At 61.7% G+C, this 26,359-nt stretch carries 26 protein-coding genes; 17 read left to right on the top strand and 9 right to left on the bottom strand.

Annotated features, from left to right (window positions below; all coding sequences use genetic code 11):
• Nucleotides 1-12 precede the first annotated feature (12 nt).
• The 3 genes from AC0L3I_RS25570 to AC0L3I_RS25560 all read left to right on the top strand — a co-directional run bounded on the left by AC0L3I_RS25570 (nucleotide 13) and on the right by AC0L3I_RS25560 (nucleotide 2,534).
• Complete coding sequence (locus tag AC0L3I_RS25570) at nucleotides 13-933, top strand: DnaJ C-terminal domain-containing protein (RefSeq protein WP_473528672.1); 921 nt, start codon at nucleotides 13-15, stop codon at nucleotides 931-933.
• A 140-nt stretch (nucleotides 934-1,073) separates the two neighbouring features.
• Complete coding sequence (fabI, locus tag AC0L3I_RS25565; protein WP_473528671.1) at nucleotides 1,074-1,892, top strand: enoyl-ACP reductase FabI; 819 nt, start codon at nucleotides 1,074-1,076, stop codon at nucleotides 1,890-1,892.
• A gap of 54 nt (nucleotides 1,893-1,946) precedes the next feature.
• On the top strand, nucleotides 1,947-2,534 hold the full coding sequence (locus AC0L3I_RS25560) for a histidine phosphatase family protein (protein ID WP_473528670.1): 588 nt from the start codon (nucleotides 1,947-1,949) through the stop codon (nucleotides 2,532-2,534).
• Between the two features lie 145 nt (nucleotides 2,535-2,679).
• On the opposite strand, the gene AC0L3I_RS25555 is transcribed toward AC0L3I_RS25560, so the two are convergent.
• A complete protein-coding gene (locus tag AC0L3I_RS25555) occupies nucleotides 2,680-3,468 on the bottom strand; it encodes a DUF1194 domain-containing protein (protein ID WP_473528669.1) in 789 nt (262 codons plus the stop codon).
• Nucleotides 3,469-3,863: 395 nt separating this feature from the next.
• Here AC0L3I_RS25555 and AC0L3I_RS25550 point away from each other — a divergent pair, with 395 nt between their 5' ends.
• Entirely contained in the window at nucleotides 3,864-4,367 is a 504-nt protein-coding gene (locus AC0L3I_RS25550) for a hypothetical protein (protein WP_473528668.1), read from the top strand.
• 597 nt (nucleotides 4,368-4,964) lie between these two features.
• On the opposite strand, the gene AC0L3I_RS25545 is transcribed toward AC0L3I_RS25550, so the two are convergent.
• Nucleotides 4,965-5,228 (bottom strand): DUF1344 domain-containing protein, encoded by a 264-nt coding sequence (locus AC0L3I_RS25545; protein ID WP_128242504.1) that lies wholly within the window; start codon nucleotides 5,226-5,228, stop codon nucleotides 4,965-4,967.
• Nucleotides 5,229-5,505: 277 nt separating this feature from the next.
• Here AC0L3I_RS25545 and aroC point away from each other — a divergent pair, with 277 nt between their 5' ends.
• Together aroC and ribB are read left to right on the top strand one after the other, a co-directional pair.
• Nucleotides 5,506-6,615, top strand: a complete 1,110-nt coding sequence (gene aroC / locus AC0L3I_RS25540; protein WP_473528667.1) for a chorismate synthase — start codon at nucleotides 5,506-5,508, stop codon at nucleotides 6,613-6,615.
• 131 nt (nucleotides 6,616-6,746) lie between these two features.
• Nucleotides 6,747-7,847, top strand: coding sequence for a 3,4-dihydroxy-2-butanone-4-phosphate synthase (gene ribB, locus AC0L3I_RS25535; protein ID WP_473487639.1), 1,101 nt, complete (start codon nucleotides 6,747-6,749; stop codon nucleotides 7,845-7,847).
• Between the two features lie 61 nt (nucleotides 7,848-7,908).
• Here ribB and AC0L3I_RS25530 read toward each other — a convergent pair whose 3' ends face one another.
• A complete protein-coding gene (locus AC0L3I_RS25530; RefSeq protein ID WP_473487638.1) occupies nucleotides 7,909-9,129 on the bottom strand; it encodes an MFS transporter in 1,221 nt (406 codons plus the stop codon).
• 119 nt (nucleotides 9,130-9,248) lie between these two features.
• Here AC0L3I_RS25530 and AC0L3I_RS25525 point away from each other — a divergent pair, with 119 nt between their 5' ends.
• The 7 genes from AC0L3I_RS25525 to AC0L3I_RS25495 all read left to right on the top strand — a co-directional run bounded on the left by AC0L3I_RS25525 (nucleotide 9,249) and on the right by AC0L3I_RS25495 (nucleotide 16,819).
• Complete coding sequence (locus AC0L3I_RS25525; RefSeq protein WP_473528666.1) at nucleotides 9,249-9,893, top strand: TetR/AcrR family transcriptional regulator; 645 nt, start codon at nucleotides 9,249-9,251, stop codon at nucleotides 9,891-9,893.
• A 182-nt stretch (nucleotides 9,894-10,075) separates the two neighbouring features.
• Nucleotides 10,076-11,002, top strand: a complete 927-nt coding sequence (locus tag AC0L3I_RS25520) for a histone deacetylase family protein (protein WP_473528705.1) — start codon at nucleotides 10,076-10,078, stop codon at nucleotides 11,000-11,002.
• Between the two features lie 3 nt (nucleotides 11,003-11,005).
• A complete protein-coding gene (locus tag AC0L3I_RS25515) occupies nucleotides 11,006-11,257 on the top strand; it encodes an exodeoxyribonuclease VII small subunit (protein ID WP_352965601.1) in 252 nt (83 codons plus the stop codon).
• Nucleotides 11,258-11,368: 111 nt separating this feature from the next.
• A complete protein-coding gene (locus AC0L3I_RS25510) occupies nucleotides 11,369-11,635 on the top strand; it encodes a DUF2277 domain-containing protein (RefSeq protein WP_473528665.1) in 267 nt (88 codons plus the stop codon).
• Between the two features lie 10 nt (nucleotides 11,636-11,645).
• Nucleotides 11,646-12,566 (top strand): pirin family protein, encoded by a 921-nt coding sequence (locus AC0L3I_RS25505; RefSeq protein ID WP_473528664.1) that lies wholly within the window; start codon nucleotides 11,646-11,648, stop codon nucleotides 12,564-12,566.
• Between the two features lie 133 nt (nucleotides 12,567-12,699).
• Nucleotides 12,700-14,613: a 1-deoxy-D-xylulose-5-phosphate synthase gene (gene dxs / locus AC0L3I_RS25500; protein ID WP_473487635.1), complete on the top strand. Its 1,914-nt coding sequence runs from the start codon at nucleotides 12,700-12,702 to the stop codon at nucleotides 14,611-14,613.
• A 610-nt stretch (nucleotides 14,614-15,223) separates the two neighbouring features.
• A complete protein-coding gene (locus tag AC0L3I_RS25495) occupies nucleotides 15,224-16,819 on the top strand; it encodes an ABC transporter substrate-binding protein (RefSeq protein WP_473487634.1) in 1,596 nt (531 codons plus the stop codon).
• Nucleotides 16,820-16,958: 139 nt separating this feature from the next.
• On the opposite strand, the gene AC0L3I_RS25490 is transcribed toward AC0L3I_RS25495, so the two are convergent.
• Together AC0L3I_RS25490 and AC0L3I_RS25485 are read right to left on the bottom strand one after the other, a co-directional pair.
• A complete protein-coding gene (locus AC0L3I_RS25490) occupies nucleotides 16,959-19,148 on the bottom strand; it encodes an adenylate/guanylate cyclase domain-containing protein (RefSeq protein WP_473487633.1) in 2,190 nt (729 codons plus the stop codon).
• A 347-nt stretch (nucleotides 19,149-19,495) separates the two neighbouring features.
• Nucleotides 19,496-19,897 (bottom strand): GFA family protein, encoded by a 402-nt coding sequence (locus AC0L3I_RS25485; protein WP_473528663.1) that lies wholly within the window; start codon nucleotides 19,895-19,897, stop codon nucleotides 19,496-19,498.
• 176 nt (nucleotides 19,898-20,073) lie between these two features.
• Between AC0L3I_RS25485 and AC0L3I_RS25480 the strand changes: the two genes are divergently transcribed.
• The 4 genes from AC0L3I_RS25480 (at nucleotide 20,074) to AC0L3I_RS25465 (ending at nucleotide 23,063) form a co-directional block, all read left to right on the top strand.
• Nucleotides 20,074-20,868, top strand: a complete 795-nt coding sequence (locus AC0L3I_RS25480; protein WP_473487631.1) for a TlyA family RNA methyltransferase — start codon at nucleotides 20,074-20,076, stop codon at nucleotides 20,866-20,868.
• Nucleotides 20,865-22,106: a class I SAM-dependent RNA methyltransferase gene (locus AC0L3I_RS25475; protein WP_473528662.1), complete on the top strand. Its 1,242-nt coding sequence runs from the start codon at nucleotides 20,865-20,867 to the stop codon at nucleotides 22,104-22,106. Before AC0L3I_RS25480 ends, AC0L3I_RS25475 begins: the two co-directional genes overlap by 4 nt.
• A gap of 86 nt (nucleotides 22,107-22,192) precedes the next feature.
• On the top strand, nucleotides 22,193-22,564 hold the full coding sequence (locus AC0L3I_RS25470) for an antitoxin Xre/MbcA/ParS toxin-binding domain-containing protein (RefSeq protein ID WP_095492412.1): 372 nt from the start codon (nucleotides 22,193-22,195) through the stop codon (nucleotides 22,562-22,564).
• The gene (locus AC0L3I_RS25465) at nucleotides 22,557-23,063 is read left to right on the top strand and encodes an RES family NAD+ phosphorylase (protein WP_473528661.1); all 507 of its coding nucleotides are present in this window, start codon (nucleotides 22,557-22,559) and stop codon (nucleotides 23,061-23,063) included. The genes AC0L3I_RS25470 and AC0L3I_RS25465 overlap by 8 nt, the downstream gene beginning before the upstream one ends.
• A 124-nt stretch (nucleotides 23,064-23,187) precedes the next feature.
• On the opposite strand, the gene AC0L3I_RS25460 is transcribed toward AC0L3I_RS25465, so the two are convergent.
• From AC0L3I_RS25460 to AC0L3I_RS25445, 4 genes are all read right to left on the bottom strand, one after another.
• Nucleotides 23,188-23,577 (bottom strand): type II toxin-antitoxin system VapC family toxin, encoded by a 390-nt coding sequence (locus AC0L3I_RS25460; RefSeq protein ID WP_473528660.1) that lies wholly within the window; start codon nucleotides 23,575-23,577, stop codon nucleotides 23,188-23,190.
• Nucleotides 23,564-23,839 carry an AbrB/MazE/SpoVT family DNA-binding domain-containing protein gene (locus tag AC0L3I_RS25455; protein ID WP_123147067.1) on the bottom strand — a complete coding sequence of 92 codons (276 nt, stop codon included), beginning with the start codon at nucleotides 23,837-23,839 and terminating at the stop codon, nucleotides 23,564-23,566. Before AC0L3I_RS25455 ends, AC0L3I_RS25460 begins: the two co-directional genes overlap by 14 nt.
• 146 nt (nucleotides 23,840-23,985) lie before the next feature.
• Nucleotides 23,986-25,398: a metalloprotease TldD gene (gene tldD, locus AC0L3I_RS25450; protein WP_473528659.1), complete on the bottom strand. Its 1,413-nt coding sequence runs from the start codon at nucleotides 25,396-25,398 to the stop codon at nucleotides 23,986-23,988.
• 138 nt (nucleotides 25,399-25,536) lie between these two features.
• The gene (locus AC0L3I_RS25445; protein WP_473487626.1) at nucleotides 25,537-26,127 is read right to left on the bottom strand and encodes an invasion associated locus B family protein; all 591 of its coding nucleotides are present in this window, start codon (nucleotides 26,125-26,127) and stop codon (nucleotides 25,537-25,539) included.
• Nucleotides 26,128-26,359: the final 232 nt, after the last annotated feature.

Genomic DNA, 26,359 nt, shown 5'->3' with positions numbered 1-26,359 from the left:
AGGGCAGGAAGCATGCGCGACCCCTATGAGGTGCTGGGCGTTGCCAAGAACGCATCGGCCAAGGATATAAAATCGGCGTACCGCAAACTCGCCAAGGAGTATCATCCGGACCAGAATCCGGATCCCAAGGCGAAGGAGCGGTTTGCCGCAGCCAACCAGGCTTACGAGATCGTCGGCGACGAGAAGAACCGTGCGGCTTTCGATCGCGGCGAGATTGACGCCGAGGGCAAGCCGCGTTTTCAAGGCTTCGAGGGTGCCGCCGGCGGCGCCGATCCGTTCGCCGGCTTTCGTCGGCAGCAAGGACCGGGCGGCTCGCGCTTCGAGTTTCGCTCAGGCCGTCCGGGCGGCGATCCGTTCGACGGCAACAGCGACATCTTCAGCCAGATTTTCGGCGAGACCTTCTCTCGCGGTGCCGGGACGGGCGCCGGCCGGCAGGCGCCGTCCGGCGCCGACCTGAACGTGACGCTCGACGTCACCATCGAGGAAGCGGCGACTGCGGAAAAGGTAACGGCGATGTTCCCCGACGGGCGCAAGGTCGCTGTCAAACTGCCAGCCTATGTCGAGGACGGCCAGACGATCCGGCTGAAAGGCCAGGGCGAGCAAGGGCCGGGGCAGCCGGGCGACGCGCTGGTCAAGATCCGCTTCCGGCGGCACCCGCGCTATCGTGTCGAAGGCCGCGACCTCCACGCCGACCTGCTGGTTGCACTGGCGGATGCGGTGCTGGGTGCTAAGGTGGCGGTCGAAACGCCGACCGGCAGGCTTGCGGTAAATGTTCCCGCCTGGTCGAGCTCGGACAAGGTCCTGCGGCTGAAGGGCAGGGGCCTGCCGGAAAAAGTTGGCGGTCACGGTGATCTCTACGCGCACGTGCGGTTGATGCTGCCTGAAGGTGGCGACAGCGATCTCGAAGCGCTGATGCGCAACCGAAAGCGCTAGTTTTGCGCGTCCAAAAGGACGCGCGGCGCTGTAGAGCGATGCTTTTGTCCCCTGAACTGTCCGTGTTGAGCGCTTGAAGGGGCTCTGTGCCTGTGCGATAGCCACTCCACAAAGCAGAAGATCTTGCGGAGAGCGCTCACATGACGGGTGGACAAGGCATTATGGCCGGCAAGCGCGGGCTTGTCCTGGGCGTCGCGAACAATCGGTCGATCGCCTATGGCATAGCCAAGGCCTGCGTCGACAACGGCGCCGAGATTGCGCTGACCTACCAGGGCGAGGCGTTCAAGAAACGCGTCGAGCCGCTGGCGGCTGAACTCAACGCCCGTGTCGTCGGTCATTGCGATGTGACCGATCCGGCAACGCTCGATGCGGTCTTCGACGACATCGCCAAGCATTGGGGCAAGCTCGATTTCCTCGTCCACGCCATCGCCTTTTCCGACAAGGACGAACTGACAGGCCGCTATGTCGAGACGACGCGCGACAATTTCTTGCGCACAATGGACATTTCGGTGTTTTCCTTCACCACCATCGCCAAGCGCGCCGAGGCGCTGATGACCGATGGCGGTTCGCTGCTGACGCTGACCTATTACGGTGCGGAAAAAGTGATGCCGCATTACAACGTAATGGGTGTCGCCAAGGCGGCGCTCGAAGCCAGCGTGCGCTACCTGGCCGTCGACCTCGGCGCCAAGAAAATTCGCGTCAACGCCATCTCCGCCGGCCCGATCAAGACGCTGGCCGCCTCCGGCATCGGCGATTTTCGCTATATATTGAAGTGGAACGAATACAATTCACCGCTGAAGCAGACGGTAACGCAAGAGGAAGTCGGCGATTCAGCCGTCTATTTCCTGTCCAGTCTTTCACGCGGCGTCACCGGCGAGATCCACCATGTCGATTCCGGTTACCATGTCGTCGGCATGAAGGCGGTCGATGCGCCTGATATTTCGACCGTCAAGGAATAACCCCTCGAAATCTCCCGCCTCCAGCCTGCTCTCGACCGCTCTCCGGATGACCTGATGTATCCGCTCGTCTACATCGCGCGCCATGGCCAGACGGTGTGGAACGCCGAGTCCCGGCTGCAAGGACAGGCCGACACCGATCTCAACCCGCTTGGCTGCGAGCAGGCGACCCGCAACGGCCATCGGCTCGCCGAATTCGTTCATAACCCCGAGGATTTCGACTTTGTCGCCAGTCCGATGCGGCGGACGCGCCAGACCATGGAGCGCATTCGCGCTGCAATGAGGCTCGATCCGCGGGCCTACCGCACCGATCCCCGCCTTGTCGAAATGAGTTTCGGCGATTGGCAGGGTTTCACCTTTCCCGAACTCGAGGCCCGGCATCTGGGCTCGGGCAGGGAGAGGCGCCTCGACAAATGGAATTTCCTGCCGCCCGGCGAGGGCGCTGAAAGCTATCAAATGCTGCTCGAGCGGGTAAAGCCGTGGTTCGACGCGCTGGACCGCCCGACGGTCTGCGTGACCCATGGCGGCGTCGTGCGCGCCCTGTTTCGCATGGTGCTGGGAATGCCCGAGGCGGAAGCCGCAAACCTGGATGTGCCGCAGGATCGCTTGCTCAGGCTGGAGGGCCGGCGCCTGGAGTGGCTCTGAAGCACGCGAGTTCAGCCCTTCTCAGACATTGATTCAGAAATTGATGCCAAGTCGGGACGACGTAGAGAAGCGGGCGGAGGTTGGCGGCCGGTCCCCGTACGGCCTCTCCCAGGCGGATGCGGTCCTGCTCTGCTATCTTTTCGAATCAAGGCCGCCAGGCAAGCTCCACTTCCTGCACATGCTCAAGCGGATTGTCGGACAAACCGGCAATCTCCGTGACGATTTTGCGGCGGAGGACAGGAAAATAATCCTCCAATGTGCGAGCTGTGGTCGCGAAACTGTTGGGACCGCCGGTAACGTGGGTGTAGAGATAATCGGTTGGGTGCTGCCACGCTCCTTCGTATGGGTCGAGGCTGAGGGCTAAGTCCTTAGGTGGTAGCACCGGCGCGGGGATGGCAAGCGCATTGATGATGTGGCCCATGGCCAAGGCGTGGTCCCGCGCAGTCTCTGGGGCAGGACCATCATTGTTGGGTCCATTCGCTGAGATGTCGATAACCGCGCGGTCGGGTGTGGCGGGGCACTGGGCCAGGCTCTGGGACGCGTAGGAAATGGCCCAGCTGAGGCTAGTGAGGCCGAGGCGGTCTTGACCGGTACGGTGGCCCATATCTCGAATAACGTCAGCTGCCTCTCGCGCGCCGCGCGCATTTTCTATGATGCGCCAAGGCAATATGGTGTGGGCGGTATGATGGCTGGACCATTCGACGTAGGTCACGGCGATCCGCCCAGTGCGGGTCAGGGCTATGGCGGACACGATGTCAGGGTGGCTCAACGCCTGGGCGTGACCCTCACGCTGCATATGGGCTGTGTCATTGGCGATGCTGGCCGAGATATCAGCGGCCAGGACGAGGCACACGTCAACCGCAGTGTCGGCCTTCTGCGCGCGGACGGATGCAGCTGGAATAAGGCAGCTTGTGCAGATGATGAGGGTAGGCATGAGGGCGCCCCGGTGTTTCGGTGCGACTGCGGGGGTCGCCGTAAGAGCGTGGAGAGTTCCGTTGGTAGGGGCGATGTCGCCATTGATTTGGACGGTGCGTGCGCCGTGCGTTGCAATTTTAGCCACCGATCCCCCCATTCACAAAAGACGTTTACGGCCCGCTTTACGCTCGCGCCGAGACAACTGAACGCGCAAGAATGCGTCGTTCGTCTTTTGACCCCGTGACCTCGCCGGTTCCCGAAGGCTGTTTTATAGAAATTCAAATCTTGCGCATGCCCCAACTGGGTCAGACCAAGTGTACTAGCCCTACTCGTCAGGCTCCCTCGGCCGCGGACGGCTGGAAGTTTCGAGTTCGCTAATGTAAGCTCGGATTGCTTCTCGGCTGCGGGACGGAGATGGGCGCAGCTTTCGATCTTAATGCAGTGGGCAATGCGATAGCCGAAGCGGCGGCCGACCCGGCGCTTTGGGATGCTGCAATGGATGTGGCTGCGGACGCTACTGGAAGCTTTGGCGCAATGCTGTTCGACGCGAAAGGGCATCTCCCCGGCATACCGAAAAGTCGCCGAATGGGTCCGTCGCTCGAGACATACGTCAAGGATGGCTGGATCGACCGGGACGACCGGTACAACCTGTTGCCTCTGTTGGTTCGGAGAGGGGCCGTCAGCGAGCTTGACGTCCTGACACCCGAGGAAATCGCCAGGCATCCCTACTATCAGGAATTTCTCGCGCCATTCGGCCTGCGGTGGTTTGCGGGTGTGAAGGTTGCGGCAGGCGATGCCTCTGGTGCCTGTCGATCCAGAGGTCGATCCAGCAAGGCCCTTTTTCGCCATCCGAGATTCAGAGCCTTGCCGACTTCTCCAGACAGTTGGGTTCCGCGGTCGCGCTCGCGAGAATGCTGAGCTTCGCGCGTGCCGAAGGAGCGATGGGTGCATTCAGCGCAAGCGGCACGCCTGCAGATGCTTGACCGGAACGCCGCCGTGATCCTGGTGAACGAACCTGCAGAGAGCCTGTTCGGTCGAGACCTTTGGGTGACCGGCCGCCATCTGGCTTGTGCCGACAAGAACGCCACTGATGCCCTTAGGCGCATTTCGCGGGCTGCTGCGAAATCCGACCCCGCCAGCAATGGTGGACCCCGTCCCGCTGCCCCGCCTCGGAGGCAGGCCTCTGCTAGCTTATCCCACGCGCCTGCCAAGAATTACCACGAACGTCTTTGCATCCTGTCAGTTAGTTGTCTGCTTTATCGATCCGGACATTTATCCTCAGCCGTCGGAGGTTGCCTTGCGGACTTGCTTCGGGCTGACCCCTGCCGAGGCGAGACTGGCTCGCCGGGTTTCATCGGGCGCAGAGTTGAAGGCCGTCGCGGATGAGTTGGGAGTCACTTACGAAACCGCCAGGAATCAGCTGAAAGCCGTCTTCGCCAAAACCGAGACCCACCGCCAGCCGGAACTGGTATCGTTGCTCGCGAGAATAGCCAGCACCGCCCAAACTGAATGACTCTATTCGGTTGAATCGCTGTCCGGCAATTGCATGTCGGTGATGACATTCTCGCCGTTTGTCTCGTCGTAGGCGATCACGATATCCATGCCGGGTTTCAGCGCTTCGAGATCGGTTTCGGCGTTCAGCTTGTAGGATTTGCCGTCGTCGAGTGTCAGCGTCAACGTGTCCTTATCGACCTCTTTGATCAGGCCTTCGGTTTGGCCGGCGAAGGCGGCGGTGGAAATCAGCAAAGTCGCGGCAACGGCGCCGATCAGGATACGCATCATCGTCCTCTTATCATTGCGCCGGCACGGCGGCGGCGGGTGTTCAACAGACGGATCGAGGGAAGCAGAAACCAACCGAATGTGTCAAAACTAAATCCGCCAGATCACAGTTTGACCACTGCGGAAAACGCCAATAGAACGCAGACTGCAGCGGCGCGCGTCCCTGTTGGACGGGCGCAGGACGCTGTAGCACTTTGATTTTGCGCATGACCCCAAAAATCGCTCCGATTTTCGGGTCATGTGCTAAGCCGGCTCCGATGCCGGCAGGGCTGGTTTCATGTCTCACAATACGTTTGGCCACCTTTTCCGCGTCACCACCTGGGGCGAAAGCCATGGCGCAGCGCTCGGCTGCGTGGTCGACGGCTGTCCGCCCGGCATCCGCTTCACGCGCGCTGAGATCCAAGCCGACCTCGACAAGCGCCGCCCGGGTCAATCGCGTTTTGTGACGCAGCGTCGCGAACCCGACGAGGTCAAGATCCTGTCCGGCTTCATTCTGGATGAGGACGGCGAGACGATGATCACCACCGGCACGCCGGTGTCGATGCTGATCGAGAATGTCGACCAGCGCTCCAAGGACTATGGCGAGATCGCCCGCCAGTACCGGCCTGGTCATGCCGATTACACCTACGATGCCAAATACGGCCTGCGCGACTATCGCGGTGGCGGCCGCTCTTCGGCCCGCGAGACGGCGGCGCGGGTGGCGGCCGGAGCCTTGGCCCGCAAGGTCGTGCCCGGCATGATCGTGCGCGGTGCGCTGGTATCGATGGGCGAGAAATCGATCGACCGCGCCAACTGGAACTGGAATTTCGTTGGCGACGCCGAAAATCCGTTCTTCACGCCCGACCCGGCATCGATCGCCGTCTTCACCGCGTATCTTGACGGCATCCGCAAGGCTGGTTCCTCGATCGGCGCGGTGATCGAGATCGTCGCCGACGGCGTTCCGACAGGCCTCGGCGCGCCGATCTATGCCAAGCTCGACCAGGACATTGCCTCAGGCCTGATGTCGATCAATGCCGTAAAGGGTGTCGAGATCGGTAACGGCTTCGAGGCCGCCCGCATCACCGGCGAAGAGAATGCCGACGAGATGCGCATGGGCAATGACGGCAAGCCGGTCTTCCTCTCCAATAATGCGGGCGGCATCCTCGGCGGCATCTCGACCGGCCAGGCGATCGTCGCGCGCTTCGCTGTCAAGCCGACCTCATCGATCCTGACCCCGCGAAAGTCGATTGACAAGGACGGCAACGACGTCGAGATCATGACCAAGGGCCGGCATGACCCGTGCGTCGGCATCCGCGCCGTGCCGATCGGCGAGGCGATGGTTGCCTGCGCGATCGCCGATCACTATCTACGTCATCGGGGACAGACGGGGAAGGCAGTAGGGGAGTAGGGGAGTAGGCAGTAGGGCAGTAGGGCAGTAGGGCAGTAGGGGAGTATGTTACGCGACCTGCCGAGGTGACAAACTTTCTTCTTTCCCCTACTGCCCTACTGCCCTACTCCCGCGAGCAAAGCGAGCACCTTATGCCTTACGACCAGAAGAAGATCGTCGAAGCCCTGCGCGCATTCGAACGCGGCGAAATCGTCGTCGTCATGGACGATGACGGGCGCGAGAACGAGGGCGATCTGATCGTCGCCGCCGTCCATTGCACGCCGGAAAAGATGGCGTTCATCGTCCGCAACACCTCCGGCATCGTCTGTACGCCGATGCCGCGCGAGGAAGCCAAGCGGCTGAATCTTTCGCCGATGGTCGCCGACAATGACTCGGCCCACACCACCGCCTTCACCGTCAGCGTCGATTTCAAGCACGGCACGACGACGGGCATCTCGGCCGACGACCGCACATTGACCGTGCGCAACCTTGCCAACGGCAATGTCGGGGCGTCCGATTTCGTCCGCCCCGGCCACATCTTTCCGCTGATTGCGCGCGAAGGCGGCGTGCTGATGCGCTCGGGCCATACCGAAGCCGCAGTCGACCTCTGCAAGCTTGCCGGCCTGCCGCCGGTCGGTGTTATTTCCGAGCTGGTCAATGATGACGGCACTGTGATGCGCGGCCCGCAGGTACAGGCCTTCGCCGAAAAGAACGGTTTGAAGCAGATTTCGGTCGCCGACCTCATCGCCTACCGCCAGCGCAAGGAAACCTTGGTCGAGCGTGTCGCCTGTTCGGACATCGACACGCCTGGCGGCAAGGCGCAGGTCTTCACCTACACGCTGCCCTGGGACTCGATGCACCATGTGGCGATCGTCTTCGGCGACATCCGCGACGGCGAGGAGGTGCCGGTGCGGCTGCATTCAGAGGATGTTGTGACGGACGTCTTCGGCACCAGCCACAGGCTGGACGCCATCATGAAATCGATGGGCGAGCGCCGGCGCGGCGTCATCGTCTATCTGCGCGAAGGCTCCGTCGGCGTCGCCCATCAGGAGCGCAACCGGCCGGCTGCCGGCGATCGCGAGGACCATGAAGAGGCGCGCCGCCGCGAAAGCGAATGGCGCGAGATCGGTCTTGGCGCGCAAATCTTGAAGGATCTTGGCATTTCCTCGATCAACCTGATCGCCTCGCGCGAACGCCACTATGTCGGGTTGGAAGGCTTCGGCATCCATATCGCCAAGACCGAGATTCTCTAGGGCTGGTCTAGCGGATCGCCGGCATGCGTCCGGCCCCGCTTGGGACCGGACGCATAGGAGCCTATTCGGCAGGAACCGCGGCTGCGTCGGATTGCGACACCGTATGCGCCGTGGCAAGGCTGCGCTGGCCGGCGAGCACTATGACCAGCGCGATTGCGCCCGCCGCCACCGACACCAGGAACCCGCTCTGTGCGCCGAAGGCGTCCACCACCCATCCGGCGGCGAAGGAGCCGAGCGCCATGCCGATGCCTATGCCGGTCATGACCCAAGTGACGCCCTCGGTCAGCACGGCCTCCGGCACGCGCCGCTCGATCAGGCCGAATGCCGTGATGAAGGTCGGCGAGATCGCCACGCCGCTAACGAACACGGCCAGTGCCAGAAGAGGTACCGTTTCTGCGACGAGCAGCGGCAGCGTGGTGAGCGCGATGATAGCGACCGCGATGGCAAGCTGAATTTGCAGCGGTGTTTTCAGGTTCAGGGCGCCGATGATGATGCCGACGACGAACGATCCGAGGGCATAGACGCCGATGACGAGGCTGGCGGCGCCCGGCTGGCCGAGTTCCTTGGTGATCGCCACGGTGCTCACCTCCGTGGTTGCGAAGGTCGCGCCGATGAAGATCAGGGCCAAGGTGATGATTTGGACCGGCCGCAGGCGGATTGCCGAACCGCGCGAACCAATTTCCACCGGTCGCACTCGCGGCTCGGTCGAGCGCTGCAGGATGAAGGCTGTCGAGCCGAACGCGAGGAACAATGTGCTCGCCAACATTCCCGCTTCCGGGAAAAGGGCGACGCTCAGGCCCACCGATAGCGATGCCCCGGCGATGTAGACCAACTCGTCGGCCGCCGACTCGAAAGCGAACGCGGTGTTCATTTCGGGGCGATCCCGGAAGAGCTCTGTCCAGCGCGCGCGCACCATTGCGGGGATGCTGGGCATTGCGGCGGCCAGCAGCGCTGACACGAACAGTGTCCATATCGGCCAGTCCTGATTGGCCGCCGCAATCAGCACTACGAAAGCGAGCGCGGAAATGACGGTGGTGGGCACCACAATCCGCGACTGGCCGAGGCGGTCCACCAGCCGCGATATCTGCGGCGCGACAAAAGCATTGGCCAGCGCATATGTCGCGGAGACGGCGCCGGCCAGCCAGTACTCACCGTGCGTTTGCGACAGCATCGCGACGATCCCGATCGGAGCCATGGCCATCGGCATCCTGGCAACGAAGCCGGCTGCGGCGAAGCCCTTTGCTCCCCTTGCCTTGAAGATTTCGCGATAGGGATTGGGCATGAGAACACTCCTGGATTTTTGAGGCCGAGCCACTTATATACGTGGCGTATGCAAATCAGATAATGACATACGACGCGTATGTCAATTAATATACGAGGCGTATGTGAAGGAATGAGCGAATGGGGCACAAACCACGCAAGGAGATGATCGCGGAGACCCGCGCCAAACTGGTCGCGGCGGCGCGCCATGCCTTTGGCACTGTCGGCTATGCGGAGGCGTCGATGGACGACTTCACCGCATCGGCCGGGCTGACGCGTGGCGCGCTTTATCATCACTTCGGCGATAAGAAGGGCCTTCTCCAGGCGGTCATCGCCGAGATCGACGGGGAAATGTTGGCCCGGCTGAAGATCGTTTCGGCCAGGGCGGACACTCTCTGGCAGGGCTTTGTCGACGAATGTACCGCCTATATCGAGATGGCGCTGGAGCCGGAGATCCAGCGTATCGTCCTTCGCGATGGACCGGCGGTGCTCGGCGATCCTTCGCAATGGCCGAGCCAGAATGAATGCATCCGCTCGATGAGCGAGAACCTTCAGAAGCTGAGGGACGAGGGAACCATCGTTGCGGTTGATCCCGAAGCCGCAGCAAGGCTGGTCAGCGGCGCCTCGCTGCATGCCGCGCAGTGGATCGCAAATTCGGACAATCCCGAAGCGACGTCGAAAAAGGCGGTGAAGGCCTTCAACGTGCTTCTGGAGGGATTGCTCAAGCAAGGCCGCAGGATTGACAGTCCGCAAGCACCGGCTGAGATTGACAAATCGCTGGCCTGACTTTGTTCAAGACCATCGAAGGCTAGGTGCCCGACACCGACTGGGCCCGGCGGCTGGCCGAGCCTCGGTCGGTGGCTCGCGCCGGACCCAACCGGCACCCAGCATCTAAACCCTGTTGAACGTCTGCCTTTGGCCGTGCCAAAAACATGGTCAAAGCTGCCGGACGCGCCTATATCGGGGGCATGGTCACAAGGCTTTATACCCACCCGGTCTTTCTCGAGCACATAACGCCGCCCGGTCATCCGGAGCGGCCGGACCGTCTGCGCGCCATCGAACGTGTGCTCGACGACGAGGCCTTTGCCGCCCTTGATCGTGCCGAGGCGCCGGAAGGCGACGAGGCCACCATTCTCTACGCTCATCCGCAGGAATTCGTCGAACGGGTCCGCGCTACGATACCGGACACCGGTATCGCTCGCGTCGACGCCGACACCACCGCCAGCCCGAAAAGCTGGCAGGCGGCCGTGACGGCGATCGGCGCTGCCAACGCCGCCGTCGACGATGTCTTTCGGGGCAACGTCGCCAATGTCTTTGTCGCCGCCCGCCCGCCCGGCCACCACGCCGAAAAGACGACGTCCATGGGCTTCTGCCTGTTCAACACCGCGGCGATCGCGGCGCGCTACGCGCAAAGGCAGCACCAGGCCGAGCGCGTTGCCATCGTCGACTGGGACGTGCATCACGGCAATGGCACGCAGGATATTTTCTGGGACGATCCGTCGGTGCTCTATTGCTCGACGCACCAGATGCCGCTTTATCCCGGAACCGGAGCCGTGAGCGAAACCGGCGCCGGCAATATCGTCAACGCGCCGCTGGCGCCGCAGACCGGCAGCGAGGTTTTCCGCGACGCTTTCCTGTCGCGCATCTTGCCGGCGCTCGACAATTTCGCGCCCGACCTCATCATAATTTCCGCCGGCTTCGACGCGCATCACCGCGATCCGCTGGCCGAGATCAACTTGACCGAGGACGATTTCGACTGGGCAACCGGCCAGCTGATGCAGCGCGCCGGTCGCCACAGCGACAACCGGCTCGTCAGCCTGCTCGAGGGCGGCTACGATCTGCAGGGATTGGCATTTTCAGTCGCCGCCCATGTCGGGCGACTGATGAAAGGATAGACGATGGCTGGTGAGATCAACGAAGACGTCAAGGCAATGAGCTTCGAGCAGGCGCTCGACGCGCTGGAGAAAATCGTCGATGATCTGGAACGCGGCGACGTGCCGCTCGACCAGTCGATCCGCATCTATGAGCGCGGCGAGGCACTGAAGGTCCATTGCGATCGGCTGCTCAAGGCGGCCGAGGACAAGGTCGAAAAGATCAGGCTTTCGCGCGACGGCAAGCCTGTGGGGACAGAGCCGCTGGACGCGGAGTAATGCATGATCTCGAACGACAATTTCGCCTTGCGGCTTTTGGACTTGATCATGATTGAGGATAAAATTCATCCCGTTTGAAAACGGCTCCAGGATGAGAGGAGATTGCGAACGATGTGCAGAAACATCAAGACCCTGTTCAATTTCGATCCGCCGGCAACCAATGACGAGGTCCGCGATGCCGCACTCCAGTTTGTCCGCAAGCTGAGCGGAACGACGCGGCCGTCGAAACACAACCAGCATGCGTTCGACCACGCCGTCGAGGCCATAGCCGTGTCGGCGTGCGAATTGCTAGACAGCCTCGAGACGACACAGCATCCGCGCAATCGCGAAGAGGTGGCGGCCAAGGCGAAAGCCAGGTCTGCACTCCGCTTCGCCTGAGGAAGACCGCATGAGCTTCTTCCCCGGAAACGACCCCCTGCCCGGTGACGCCTTCGCCAGCGACCAGATCGAACTGATGGTTATTCCGAACGCCAAGGACATTGGCGGCTTTCAGGTTCGCCGTGCCTTGCCGACCGCCAGGCGTCGGCTGGTCGGTCCCTTCATCTTCTTCGATCGCATGGGCCCGGCGATTTTGCGGGCCGGCCAGGCGCTCGACGTCCGTCCGCATCCGCATATCGGCCTGTCGACGGTGACTTACCTGTTCGACGGCAAGATCAGGCATCGCGATTCGCTCGGCACCGAAATGGTAATCCAGCCCGGCGACGTGAATTTGATGACCGCCGGCCGCGGTATCGTCCATTCCGAGCGTACGCCACAGGAGCTGCGCGGCGCGCCGATGTCGGTTTCCGGCCTGCAGACATGGCTGGCGCTGCCCGACGATAAGGAGGAGGTCGACCCGATCTTCGAGAGTACGGCGGCCATGCGTCTGCCAGAGATCGACGCCGAAGGCGTCAGCGGGCGCGTCGTCATCGGCGCCTTTTCCGGGCTGCGGTCTCCGGTCGTGACCGCTTCTGACACGCTCTATGCAGACCTCAGCCTGGCGCCCGGCGCCAGCGTGAAAATCCCTGCCAATGCCGAGGAGCGCGCCATCTATACGTTGGAGGGAGAGGTCTCGATCTCCGGCGACCGCTTTCCGGCAGAGCGGCTGCTGGTGTTTCGGCCCGGCGACGAGATTGTCGTGTCCTCGGAGGGTGGAGCGCATTTTATGCTGTTCGGCGGCGCCTCACTTGGCTCGAAGCGCTACATCTGGTGGAATTTCGTGTCATCGTCGAAGGAACGCATCGAACAGGCCAAAGAAGAGTGGAAGACAGGCCGCTTCGATATCGTTCCTGGGGATGAAGAAGAGTTCATTCCTCTGCCGGACAATTAGAGCGCCGCGTGCGGTTTTGGACACGCAAAGGAAACCTTAACACTTTGAATCTGGCCCGCGTCACTCACACGCATTTACATTCGCCGGCCAGCGGCCTATTTCGCACGTGAATAAAAAGCAGGCCCTACCACCAGTGAACGCAAAGCTCCATACGCCCCTTCTCGACAAGGTCCGCATACCCGCCGACCTCAGGACGCTTGACGAACGTGATCTGCCGCAGTTGGCATTGGAGCTTCGCACCGAGTTGATCGACGCCGTGTCCCACACCGGCGGACATCTCGGTGCTGGCCTTGGCGTGGTCGAACTGACGGTCGCATTGCACTATGTCTTCAACACGCCAGACGACCGGCTGATCTGGGATGTCGGTCACCAGGCCTATCCACACAAGATCCTGACCGGCCGCCGCGACCGTATCCGCTCGCTGCGGCAAGAGGGCGGCCTGTCCGGCTTCACCCAGCGCGCCGAGAGCGAATACGATCCGTTCGGCGCCGCCCACTCGTCGACCTCCATTTCCGCCGGCCTCGGCATGGCAATGGCACGCGATCTCTCCGGTGGCCGCAACAATGTCATTGCCGTTATCGGCGACGGCGCCATGTCGGCCGGCATGGCCTATGAGGCGATGAACAATGCCGGCGCGCTCGATGCCCGTCTGATCGTCATCCTCAACGACAACGACATGTCGATCGCTCCGCCGACCGGCGCAATGAGCGCCTATCTGGCCCGCCTTGCGTCGGGCAAGGCCTATCTGGGCTTGCGCGATTTCGGCAAGAAGCTGACTTCTTATCTGGGCGAGCGCGCCGATCGCGCCATCAAGCGGGCGGTCGAACATGCGCGCGGCTACGTCACTGGCGGCACGCTGTTCGAGGAAATGGGTTTCTATCACATCGGCCCGATCGACGGTCACAATCTCGAGCACCTGATCCCGGTGCTGAAGAACGTCCGCGACAATGCCGACGGCCCGGTGCTGATCCACGTCGTGACCCAGAAGGGCAAGGGCTATGGACCGGCCGAGGCGGCCGCCGACAAATATCACGGCGTCAACAAGTTCGACGTCATCACCGGCGCCCAGGCCAAGGCGCCGGCCAACGCGCCGAGCTACACGAAGGTCTTTGCCGAAAGCCTGGTCCAGGAGGCCCGAGAGGACGACCGCATCGTCGCCATCACCGCCGCCATGCCGAACGGCACCGGCCTCGACCTCTTCGGCGAGGCGTTCCCGTCGAGGACCTTCGACGTCGGTATCGCCGAGCAACATGCGGTGACCTTTGCCGCCGGCCTTGCCACGGAAGGCTTCAAACCTTTCGCTGCGATCTATTCGACCTTCCTGCAGCGCGCCTATGACCAGGTCGTCCATGACGTCGCCATCCAAAAACTGCCGGTCCGCTTTCCGATCGATCGCGCCGGCTTCGTCGGTGCCGACGGGGCGACCCATTGCGGCGCCTTTGACACGACTTTTTTGGCGACGCTGCCCGGTTTCGTCGTCATGGCTGCGGCGGACGAGGCGGAACTGCGCCACATGGTGCGCACGGCGGCAAGCTACGATGAAGGCCCCATCGCCTTCCGCTACCCGCGCGGCAACGGCGTCGGCGTCGACTTGCCAGAGCGTGGCTCGGTTCTCGAAATCGGCAAGGGCCGTATCGTCAAGGAGGGCACCAAGGTTGCGCTCCTTTCCTTCGGCACGCGGCTGCAGGATTGCCTGGCTGCGGCCGAGGAACTCGGCGCGGCAGGGCTTTCCACCACGGTCGCCGATGCTCGTTTCGCCAAGCCGCTCGACGAGGACCTGATCCGGCGGCTGGCGCGCTCGCATGAGGTGCTGGTAACAGTGGAAGAGGGCGCGGTCGGTGGCTTCGCCAGCCATGTGCTGCAATTCCTGGCCCATGAAGGGCTGCTGGAAAACGGCCTGAAGGTACGCCCGCTTGTGTTGCCCGACACTTTTGTCGATCACGCCAAGCCCGAAAAGATGTACGCCGACGCCGGGCTTGATGCCGCCGGTATCGTTCGCACCGTCTTCGTGGCGCTGGGACACACCGCCAGCGCGCAAAGCGCCTGAATCAAAATCTCAACGGCTTGCATCAGTTTGCCGACCGGCGGTCGTAACCGACTGTTTGCGTTGTCATTTGGCATTCGCCTACGGTGTCTCTTGGCACCGGTCTCGCGGCCAATCTTCTAGAAGCAGAGTGAAATCCTGATGCTTGCTACCGCGTGTGAAGAGCAGAACTGGGTGGTTTCGTGCCGTTCGATTGTCGACTGGAAATGAGCGACCAGCCAGAAACGGACATTAGCGAAAGCGATTCCAGGGCAGCTTTGAAAGAGCGGACATTCGACATCCTCATATCAATTCATCAGCTTCGGCTCCGGGAATACCCATGTGCGATCTAAAATTTGCGTGCGCGGGTGATAGAGGCGGACCCAGTAACTCCAGCCTGGTGTAATCGAAATACAGTTGGCAATCTTTCCGTCGCAGCCAACGAACTGAATATCGACCGATCCATCCGCCCCGGGCGAGGCCCAAGTCCGCGCGGGAGCAAGCGAGAGGACACGAGTCCGACCGTGCGCTGCCGGAGGTCCTCGTTAGCTCGGGAATGCCTGTTGTGCTATCGTCCTAAGTCTCTCGGGCCGCCGAGGGTCTCGCATGATCTTCCGTTCGAGGGTGAGCATCTGTGACGGAATTTGAAACGAAACTGAAGTTGGCCGCCACGCTTGCCGCCAAAGGCAGGGTTTCGCGTCGTGACTTTGTTCAGCTGGCGCTCGCCTCCGGCCTTACCGCCACGGCCGCCAATGCAATGTTCGTCAGGGTCGCGCGCGCCGAGCCCAAGAAGGGCGGCACCTTGAAGATCGGCATCAGCGATGCCGCCGCCACCGATTCACTGGACCCGAGTACCTACGTCAACCGGTTCACCGGCACCGCGCTAGGGGGAACCTTGTCGAACAGCCTGACCGAGATCGATTCCAAGGGCAACGTGGTCCCCGACCTCGCCGAGAGCTTTGAGCCGTCAGACGGCGCCAAGAAGTGGGTGTTCAAACTGAGGAAAGGCGCCACCTTTCACAATGGCAAGACGGTTACCGCTGATGATGTCGTGGCCTCGGTCAGGCATCACACCATGGAGGGCACGAAATCGATGATGAAATCGCTCTTGGCTACGGTCAGGAATGTCGTCGCCGACGGTGCCTTGACGGTGGTGTTCGAACTCGACGGCGGCAATGCCGACTTCCCCTACATCATGTCGGACATCCTGGTCATGCCGGCGAAAGAGGGCGGCGTCGACTGGGAGTCGGGCACCCGCACCGGCCCCTATATGCTCGAAAAGTTCGAGCCGGGCGTCATCGCCACCTTTAATAAGAACCCGAACTACTTCAAATCCGACAAGGGCTGGTTCGACCGTGTCGAATACCTGGCGATCAATGATGTAACGGCGCGCACCAACGCGCTCAACACCGGCGAAGTCCATTACATGGATCGCTGCGATCTGAAAACGCTCGACATTTTGAAGCAGAACCCCGATCTCGTGATCTCAGAGACGACGGGCTACGGCCACTACGTCTATGTCATGAACGTCCAGAAGGCGCCCTTCGACAATCCCGATGTGCGCAATGCGTTGAAGTACTCGCTCAATCGTGACGAGATCGTGCGGAAGGTGTTTCTTGGCCACGGCGCCATCGGCAACGACAATCCGATCGCGCCGACCGTCAAGTTCGCGACTGATCCGCAGCCGAAGCACGTCTACGACCCCGACATGGTCAAGAGCCTGCTCAAGAAGGCGGGGGCCGAGAACACCCAGTTCGACCTGTCGGTCGCGGATGCCGGGTTCACGGGTGCTACCGACTCCGCTTTCCTCTGGCAGGAGCATGCCCGCGCCGCCGGCCTCAACCTGAATGTGATCCGGGAGCCCAACGACGGCTATTGGGACAATGTCTGGCTCCAGAAGCCGTTCTACGCCTCTTACTGGGCCGGCCGGCCGACGTGCGACTGGATGTTCACCACCGGCTATGCGGCGGAAGCGGTGTGGAACGAAACGTTCTGGAAAAATCCGCGCTTTAATGAGCTGCTCGTCGCCGCCCGCTCGGAGACCGACGATACCAAGCGCGCCGGCATGTATGCCGAAATGCAGCAATTGCTGCATGACGACGGCGGGCTCATCAACCTCGTCTTCAACTCCTATGTCGATGCCCACACCAAGGCTCTCGCCCATGGCGAGTTGGCGTCGAACTGGCCGATGGACGGGTCGAAGATCGCCGAACGCTGGTGGTTCGCCTAGGCCGTCTACTCGACAATTGGGATGACGGACTGGACGCGTTTGATGTCTCCTTGTCCCCCAACAGCGGCTCCGGAGCGGACATCGCAGCAGGTCCGAGTTGGGCCACAAGCGGAAATCCCTGACGCGCGTCCAGGGTCCATCAATTGCCTCTGATTTTGGACAGCGCGTCCTTTGCGTAAATGCCAACCAGAGCTTCATTCTGGAGTGCGACAAGCGCAGGTATCGCAGCTTGTGCCGGAGGTCCGATCTTTCCCAGCGCCTCGATGGCCTCCCGGCGGAGATACTCAACCTTAAGCGCTTCAACCAGAGCCGGAACGGCTTGTAATGCCGCTGGTCCAAACCAGCCCAGTCGTTTTGCTGCATATAGCTGGGAAAAGGGATCGCCGGCGCCAAGCTCTGCTTCCAGGCTCGTAACGGTGACGTCCAGCGGCAGCGCAGCGATACGGACACCATCATTCAGGCGCTCCCCGACATTTGCGTGTTCATAATCCCATTTGAACGAGTGGTGTAAGGTGTCGGGAATGTTTTCGAGGCCTTTCTGGCCTATGCCGGGCCGGAACTTCATCAGCATTTGCCTCGCTTCTTCCCGGCGACCGAGCTGCGCCAGCACGGAACTGAGAGGTAGAAAGAGCGCAGTTGCGTCTGGGTTTCGCCTGACGCCTTCTCCGAACACCTCAGCCGCTTGTTTCAGATCGCCCATTGCAAAGAGCGCCAATCCACGAGCGAGAACGTAGTGGCTTGGATAGCTCGGGTTAAGCCGCATGGCGGTCGCGACGAAATTCAGCGCGTCGGCAGGTTCGCCTGAGATCGTCAGCGCCCAAGCCGTTGCGATGTGTGCCTCGGGGTCGTTGGGATCCAATGCAATCGCTCGACCGGCATTCCTGCGTGCATCTTTGGCCAGGCCTTGATAACCGTCCCGCAATGCCTCGACCGTATAAGACAGTGACGTTGGATATTTCTTGGCCAACTCTACGTAATCGTGAGCTCCCCACCAGAAATATGGTTCGTCCCTACCGAGTTCTTTACCCCAGAGTGAGTCAACGACGCGGAAGTAGGCCAGCGCCAGGGCGGCATAAGCTCGCCCATATTCGGGATCAAGTTCGGTTGCTTTTTTCAAGGACGTGATGGCGGCAGCTGTATCCTTTGCGTTGTAACGGAGATAAAGGCTCCAACCCTTTTCGAAAGCTTCCTTGGCTGCAATGTTGTCCGGCTTGGCGCGGGCAATTTCCGTTTTTTCGGTGGTGGTGAGGTTGACCTTCAACGCTTCGACGATCTTTGCGACAAAAACGTCCTGGACCGCAAAAATATCGGCGACGTTTCCATCGAACCTGTCCGCCCACACATGCCCGCCGGTGAGGGCATCGATGAGCTGGGCGTTGACTCGCACCTGCTCGCCGGCTCGCCGTACGCTCCCCTCGAGAACGTAACGCACGCCAAGTTCTTCGGCGACCTGGCTGATTTTTACCGGCTTGCCGCGGTAAACGAATGTCGAGTTTCGCGCGATCACGAAGAGGCCGGAAACCTTGGAAAGGTCGGTGATCAAGTCATCGGTCATGCCGTCGGCGAAGTGCTCCTGGCCGGCGTCGCTCGAGATGTTGGTGAATGGCAATACAGCGACTGACGGCTTATCGGGCAGCGGCAACGCCATTCTTTCCCTGGAGGCCACCTCGACCGGCGGTCCTGAACCGTCCCCGACCACCTTCCAAAGCGCTACACCTCCGGCGATCAGGATCAGCGCCGTCGCCGCGACTGTCAGCCGGCGCCATTCGATATGACGTTTGCGTTTTGCTGGAACTGTTCCGGACGCGGCGCGTGCCCGCGGGCCTACCCGATACAGACGAACAGGTTTTTCGATGTTCTTGAGCTTTTGTTCACCCAAAAATTCGAACTCAAAATCCAGCTTTCTCTCGACCTGATCAAATGCCGTTCCTGAAATCAGGACGCCCCCGGGTTCGGCCAATCCTTCCAGTCTCGCCGCGACATTCACGCCGTCGCCATAGATGTCCTGTCCTTCGACAATCACATCACCAAGGTTTACGCCAATGCGGAATTCGAGCTGTTTTTCCTTCGGCAGTTCGGCGTTGCACTCCGCCATCGTCCGCTGGATTTCGACGGCGCAACCGACCGCGTCGACCACGCTGGAGAATTCTATCAGCGCGCCGTCGCCCATGAGCTTCACGATGCGCCCCTTATGAGCGGCGATCTTCGGATCGATCAGGTTCTCGCGGGTGCTCTTCAGGCGCGCGAGGGTATCCGCCTCATCGGCTTCCATAAGGCGGCTGTAGCCAACGATGTCAGCGGCAAGTATCGCCGCAAGCCTGCGCTCCATGGAGGTTTCCGGCGCTGGGCAACTGTTTCCATGATAATAGAGTATCGCTTCGGAGCCTAGTCCTGCTCTGGTCGGCTTTGGGTCAGGAACGCTGGTTGGGGTGAACGTCGGCCATCGGGCAGCGAAATGGGCTGATGAAGGTCAGCTCAGGGTCATGGGCGTGAATTCGGCCGGTCGCGAACGAACCACCGCCAAGGGGTCATCTTCCGCCCTTCCGCACCGGTACTGAGTGTCAGATTTCCGCTAAAGCGCGTCGCATTTGAACGGATTCATGCGACGCGCTTTAAGTTCTTGTTTTTACGCATGTCATTGTCGCAAAACCGCTGCGCACTTCTGCGCGACATGCATTAGAACCACATATCGCGCACGCAGCGACCATCGCGCGGCAGGTCCTCGAACTTATGGAGACCATCGAAATGGTCGATTGGCAGGTCGGCGACGGCGTCAGGCGGCGCAAGCCTCACATTGACGGCGATTCGAGTGCGACCGGCGGCACTGGAGCGCAAACCACGCCAGGCCAGAACGCAGGCGCATGTCGGACAGAACAGAATCTCGAGCGACGGGTCATCCTTTCCGGAGCGCGTATAAGCACTTGTCGGTCCCGAAAGACGGATGCGTTCGTCAACATAATCGTAAGCCCACAGCGCGCCATAGCGGCGGCAAAGCGTGCAATTGCAGGCTGTGATCGAGCCGGGATCGCCCTCCAACGTCCAGTGGGCCGCGCCACAATGGCAGGTTCCGGTCAGCATCCGTCCTCCTCACGTTCTGGCAGCAACACGAGCATATCGTTCCCAACATTGTGCCGGACCTGGTGCGATATTCCAACAGATTGTGGCGCGGCCTGATGCGCTCGCCGCTTTCGCAAGATGTTCGTTGTCTTCCCCAATATCCTTGCCTTCGTGACGGGCTTTCGCCATGAAGGCCGATGAACTCCCCTTTGCCAGCCAGCACACGCCAGCGGCTCGACGAACTTCTCGTCGCGCGCGGCCTGTTCCCCAGCCGCTCTCGCGCCCGCGACGCGATCGAGCGCGGTACTGTGACGGTTGACGGCGTCATCGCCCGCAAGCCCGGCCAGACCGTCCTGGCTGATTGCCTCATAGCCGTCGATGATCCGGCGCAGGGTTACGTGTCGCGTGCTGCGCTGAAGCTGATCGTCGGGCTCGATCATTTCGGTCTCGATCCAGCCGGCAGCGAAGCGCTCGACGTCGGCGCCTCGACCGGAGGCTTCACTCAGGTCTTGCTCGAACGCGGCGCGGCACATGTCACGGCGATCGATGTCGGGCATGGCCAGATACATCAGGATATCGCTGGCGATCCGCGTGTGACGGTGATCGAGGGATTGAACGCCCGTGATCTTTCCGCCGCCGATCTTGCCGATCGCATTCCGGATTTTATCGTCTCCGATGTCAGCTTCATCTCGTTGAAGCTGGCGCTGCCGCCGGCGCTCGCCATTGCCAGGAGCGGCGCCAGAGCAATATTTCTGGTCAAGCCGCAATTCGAGGCGGGCCGCGAGGCGATCGGCAAGGGCGGCTTGCTGAAAGACCCATACGATGCCGCGCGGGTTGCCGGCCTGCTGCAGGATTGGCTCGACGGCGTCCCGGGCTGGCGCTCGCTGGGACTGCATCTGTCACCGATCGAAGGCGGCGACGGCAACCGCGAGTTCCTGCTCGCCGGGATCAAAGACGCCGGAGTCGAGAACAGGGGGATCGGAGGCCGATGAACGCGCGCTTCACGATCACAAGGCTGGGCTCCCAGGCCGACGGCGTCGCCGAGACCGAAACCGGCGAGCTTTTCATTCCGTTCACGCTGCCCGGTGAAACCGTCACCGCCGCGCGCGAAAAGGACCGTGCCACGCTGATGTCGGTGCTGGAGGCTTCGCCGCTTCGCATCGACCCTGCCTGTCGGCATTTCACCGAATGCGGCGGCTGTGCAATCCAGCATCTTGAGGCCGAAGCTTATCATCGGTGGAAGCGCGACAAGGTTGCGCATGCGCTCAACAGCAAGGGTGTCACTTGCGACATTGACGCGCTGGTGCCGTGCGCGCCGCAGACGCGTCGGCGCGTCGTGTTCACCGCCCGACGGAGCGAGGCCGGCATGCTGCTCGGATTCGTTCGGGCGCTGTCGTCCGAAATCATTTCCATCGAGGAATGCCCGATCTCGCTGCCCGAAATCGTCGCAAAGCTCGACCGTCTGAAAGCACTCGCCGAGTTGGTTTGCGCAACGACGAAATCGTTCCGCATGACGGTCACAGTGACCGGTTCCGGCCTCGATGTCGCGGTTCACGAGTCCGGCAAGCTTGGCGAAAACCAGCGCCGCGTCGCCTCCAATTTCGTCATCGCTCAGGGGCTGGCAAGGCTTTCGATCGATGGCGAGATCATAATCGAGCCCAAAAAGCCGGTTGTCATGTTCGGCGACATCGCCGTCGCGGTGCCGCCGGGCGCCTTCCTGCAGGCCACCGAAGCCGCCGAGCAGGCGATGGCCGACATCGTCGGCCGGCACTTCGCGCGCGCCAAGAAGGTCGCCGATCTCTTCGCCGGCTGCGGCAGCTTTGCGCTACGTCTCGCCGCCAAGTCGGAAGTCCATGCGGTGGAGGGTGACGCGGCAGCGCTTTCGGCGCTCGACCGGGCGTTCCGTTTCGCCAGCGGTCTGAAGCGCGTGACCAGCGAACGCCGCGACCTGTTTCGGCGGCCGCTCACATTCAAGGAGTTGAATACCTTCGATGGCATTGTGTTCGATCCGCCCCGCGCCGGCGCCGAGGACCAGTCGAAGCAGATTGCCCGTTCCGACGTGCCGCTGGTCGCCGCGGTTTCCTGCAATCCGGTGACGCTGGCGCGCGACCTGCGCAGCCTGATCGACGGCGGCTACGCTCTGAAAAGCGTAACGCCGATCGACCAGTTCCTGTGGTCTCCGCATGTCGAGGCCGTCGCGCTTTTGGAGAAGCCGAGGAGAAGGCGGTAGTAGGCTTTGCAAGCGTTGAGCTTGAATTGCGCCAGAAATGAGCCTATTTTGATCGCGTGTCGTTCAAAATGTGCTAGGAACCTGTTATGAATACCGCAGCCCTCGATATCAGAGCATCGCGCTTTGGCGAGGAACGGACGCCATTTCTTTCGGCAAGACGGGTAGCTGAACTGCTGGGCGTCAATCTGACCGAACTGGCGGGTCTGATCGGCGTCGCGCGCAACACGCTTGCCGCCAAGACCGGCGCGCGCAAGGTCGACGCCGCATTGAGTCCGATTGTCCGTATCCTGGCGATGGCAGGCGAGATGGCCGGCGATGAACAGCGTGCGGCGATCTGGTTCAAGCATCAGCCAATCCCCGGCTGGGCGGGAAAGACCGCCTACGATCTCGTTCGAGAGGGCAAAACGGACAAGGTGCTTGCCTATCTGGAGGCAGTCCGCTCCGGCATTTATGCCTGAAAACAGGCTGAGCCTATGGCGCGCCTTCGTGCCGCGTTGGGCGCATCTGCCGCTTTCCGGCGAAGGAGCGGCCCGCTTTGGCGGTCGCTGGAATCCGGTGGGGACCCCGACGATCTATGCCGCGCGGGAATTGTCCACTGCTTGGGCGGAGTACAATCAGGGCTTTGTCCAGCATCCGGCGCTGATTGCGCAGCTCGAACTTTCAGGCGCGCGGCTGGCCGACCTGACGGACGCTGATGTGCTGATCAAGCTCGGCGTCACGGCAGACATTCACCGATGTGAGTGGCGCGACATCATTGATCAAGGCCTTGTGCCTGAGACGCACACGCTGAGAGATCGCCTGATTGCCGATGGGCAGCATGGCGTGATCTACCCCTCCTTCATGTCGCCCGGCGGCACATGCGTCGCCCTCTGGCGATGGAACGAGAGCAACGCACCCCGTCTGAAGGTCATCGATCCCGACCATCGCCTGCCGAAAACGCCGGCTTCATGGCTTTAATGCATGTCGCGCAAAAGTGTGCAGCGGTTTTGCGATAACGACAAAACAACAACCTAAAGCGCGTCACATGAGCCCGGTCAAATGCGACGCGCTTTAGGGCAGTTCGAACCTGGTCGGGAGACGGCTAGGCTTCTTGCACGCCCTCATATCCGGCCGCCCTTGCGGCCTTGACGAACTTACGGTCAAAAGTCGCGAAGCCGGCGCAGTGAGCGGACTTGCCCAGACGCAACGCATCAGCGAAATCTAATCCCCTTTCCGAGAGGTCGAGCGCGGACGACACGACCGCTCCGTCTTCCACCTCCACCGTGGGGAGCCCACTAAACGCCCGTAGCGTACGGGCGATTTCGAGCGGCGCAAAACCATAGGTGCTGCGCAACACCCACTCGACCTCCAGGATCACTGTAATGGCGACAAAGACCGGCTGGCTATCGATCAGCGCCCCGGCGCGGGGAGACTGTATCGGGTGATCGCCTGTCAGGTAGCGGACGATAAGATTGGTATCAATCGCGAGCATGGCGCCGCCGCGCTTCGGCCAGCACACCCGCATCCATTTCTTCCAACGTCTTCGGCCTGCCTCTATGGGGCAGGGATCCGAACACGTCTTCTGGCCGTGTCTCGGCGAAGACTGGCGCAGGCTTCAGTAGCACGCCCTCCGGAGTGTCTTCGACCAGAAGACGCGTGCCGGCGTCCCATTCCCTCCGTTTCCGGATTGCGCTGGGCAAAATGACCTGTCCCTTGGTCGAGACGGTGGTTATGAGCTTTTCCGTAGCAGCCACGGCACGTACGCCCCTAGATGTAAGACAAACGTAAGATAATAGGAGGTCGCGCCAAATTCAAGGCGCAAGCTACGCATTTGACGAGATGGAGCAGCAGTGGCGGCCGGGATGGTATTCGTGACCACAAAACCAGCCGGCAGCTTCTATCAAACCCGCGTTCCGCCGACCGTCATCTGGTTCATCCTGAGATGCGGCTGGCCGACGCCGACCGGCACGCCCTGGCCGGCCTTGCCGCACATGCCGATGCCGGTGTCGAGCTTCATGTCGTTGCCGATCATCGAAACGCGGTGCATGGCGTCAGGCCCATTGCCGATCAGCATGGCGCCCTTGATCGGCTGCGTCACCTTGCCGTTCTCGATCATGTAGGCCTCGGTGCAGCCGAACACGAACTTGCCCGAGGTGATGTCGACCTGGCCGCCGCCGAAGGAGACGGCATAGACGCCGTTCTTGACCGACGCGATGATTTCGTCCGGCTCCATGTCGCCCGAGGTCATGTAGGTGTTGGTCATGCGCGGCATCGGCTGGTGTGCATAGCCTTCGCGCCGCCCGTTGCCGGTGGCCTTCATGCCCATCAGCCGGGCGTTCTGGCGATCCTGCATATAGCCGACAAGCTTGCCGTCTTCGATCAGCACGTTGCGGGCCGAAGGTGTTCCTTCATCATCGACGGTCAGCGAGCCGCGCCGCTCGGGCATGGTGCCGTCGTCGACGACGGTGACACCCTTCGCGGCCACCTGCTGGCCCATCAGCCCGGCGAAAGCCGATGTTTTCTTGCGGTTGAAGTCGCCTTCCAGCCCGTGGCCGACCGCCTCGTGCAGCATGACGCCCGGCCAACCGCTGGACAGGACGATGTCGAAGGTGCCGGCGGGCGCGGGGATCGCTTCGAGATTGACCAGCGCTTGCCGCAGCGCCTCCTTGGCCGCGTGCTTCCAGCTCTCCTCGACCAGAAATTCGCCAAACGCCTTGCGCCCGCCCATGCCGTAGGAGCCGCTCTCCTGGCGGTCGCCATTGCCGACCACCACCGACACGTTGATCCTGACCAGCGGGCGGATGTCGCGCACCACCTGGCCGTCGGCGCGCACGATCTCGACATGTTGCCAGGAGGCGGCGAGCGAAGCCGTCACCTGTCGCACGCGCGGATCCTCGGCTCGCAGCCAGGCATCGATTTCCTGAAGGAGCTTGGCCTTGGCCTCGAAGGAGGGCGAGGGGATCGGGTTCTCGTCGCCATAGAGATGGCGGTTGGTGCGGGCAGGAGCCGCGGCAAACGTGCCGGAATAGCCGCTCTTGACCGTCGAGACGGCGTCGGCCGCGCGCAGCAGCGATGCTTCGGAAAGATCGCTGGAATGCGCGTAGCCACTCGCTTCGCCGGCGACGGCGCGCAGGCCAAAGCCTTGGTCTGTGTTGAAATTGGCGGTCTTCAGCCGGCCATTGTCGAACATCAGCGCTTCGCTCTCGCTGTATTCGAGGAACAGCTCGCCGTCGTCGGCGCCGTTGATAGTCTCGGCGACGATCTGCTTGATGCGATCGTCGGAAATGTCGAATTGGCCGATGAGGCTGTTCATGGCAGGTCCGTCCGTGGAAAGAGATTGTCCTCACGATGTAGGCGCGCAGGTGCGTCCAGACAATCGGCAATGACCATTGTCATCGCCAAAGGCCAGTCACAATCTCTTTTCGTTGGTAAGGCCTTTGGGATTTTGGTCTCAAGGCAGGGCGGCGAAACCGTCGGCGAAACCCTTGAGCTCGACTGGAATGCCGATGCCTTCCTCCGGCGTCTGAAAGACGATGAAGGTGGCTGACGTTCCGGTCTTCAGCGTGTCGAGCAGCGGCTTTTCGAGAATGACCTCGGCATAGCAGCCGTCCTGGAAGCAGCGCACGAAATAGGCCCGGCCGATGTCCTTGCCATCGACATTGAGACCGAGTCCGTTGGGCAGCAGCACTCCGAGCGGCGCCAGCACGCGCAGTATTTCGGCCTTGTTGTCGGCGGTGCGCAGCACGACGACGGAAAGCCCCATCTCGGGACGGTCCTCGGCGACGACGTTCTGCATCATCACGCATTGTTCTGATGTGGCTCCGGCCGGCGTGTCGCAGATGACCGACCATGCGCCATGCGTCGACCGCACCTTGCCGCTTGGCTGCGCAGCATTGGCCTGGCCGATGCCAGACAAGCCAACACCAGATAGGCCAACGCCAGACACGGCAGCGAGAAGAATGACCTTCGCCAAGCTTCTCGAAAGCCCCAATCGCGAAACCCGAAGTCTCGAAAGCCCAAGTCTCCAAAGCCAAGAGTTCATGACGGCTCCATTGCGAATCACGGCACTTTAAGCCGCGCCAAGGGCAAGTAAAGGATGAGACCACTGCCGGCCTGCCTCGACCAAGGCAATTGTGCGCTTTTCCGTGTCAAATTCGCCCGAATTGCGACAGCCCGGCGCATTTTGCCAGGACACTCCGCCGCTCGGGCTTCCGCGATCCGCCACCGCCGCGGCCGCCGCCAAAATGCGCAGCCGCGCTTGCGCGCAAAAATGC

It is taken from the genome of Mesorhizobium sp. WSM4840 (assembly GCF_055811755.1).
Note: the sequence above shows the minus strand (reverse complement) of the source record. Positions and strands in the feature narration are given on the sequence as shown.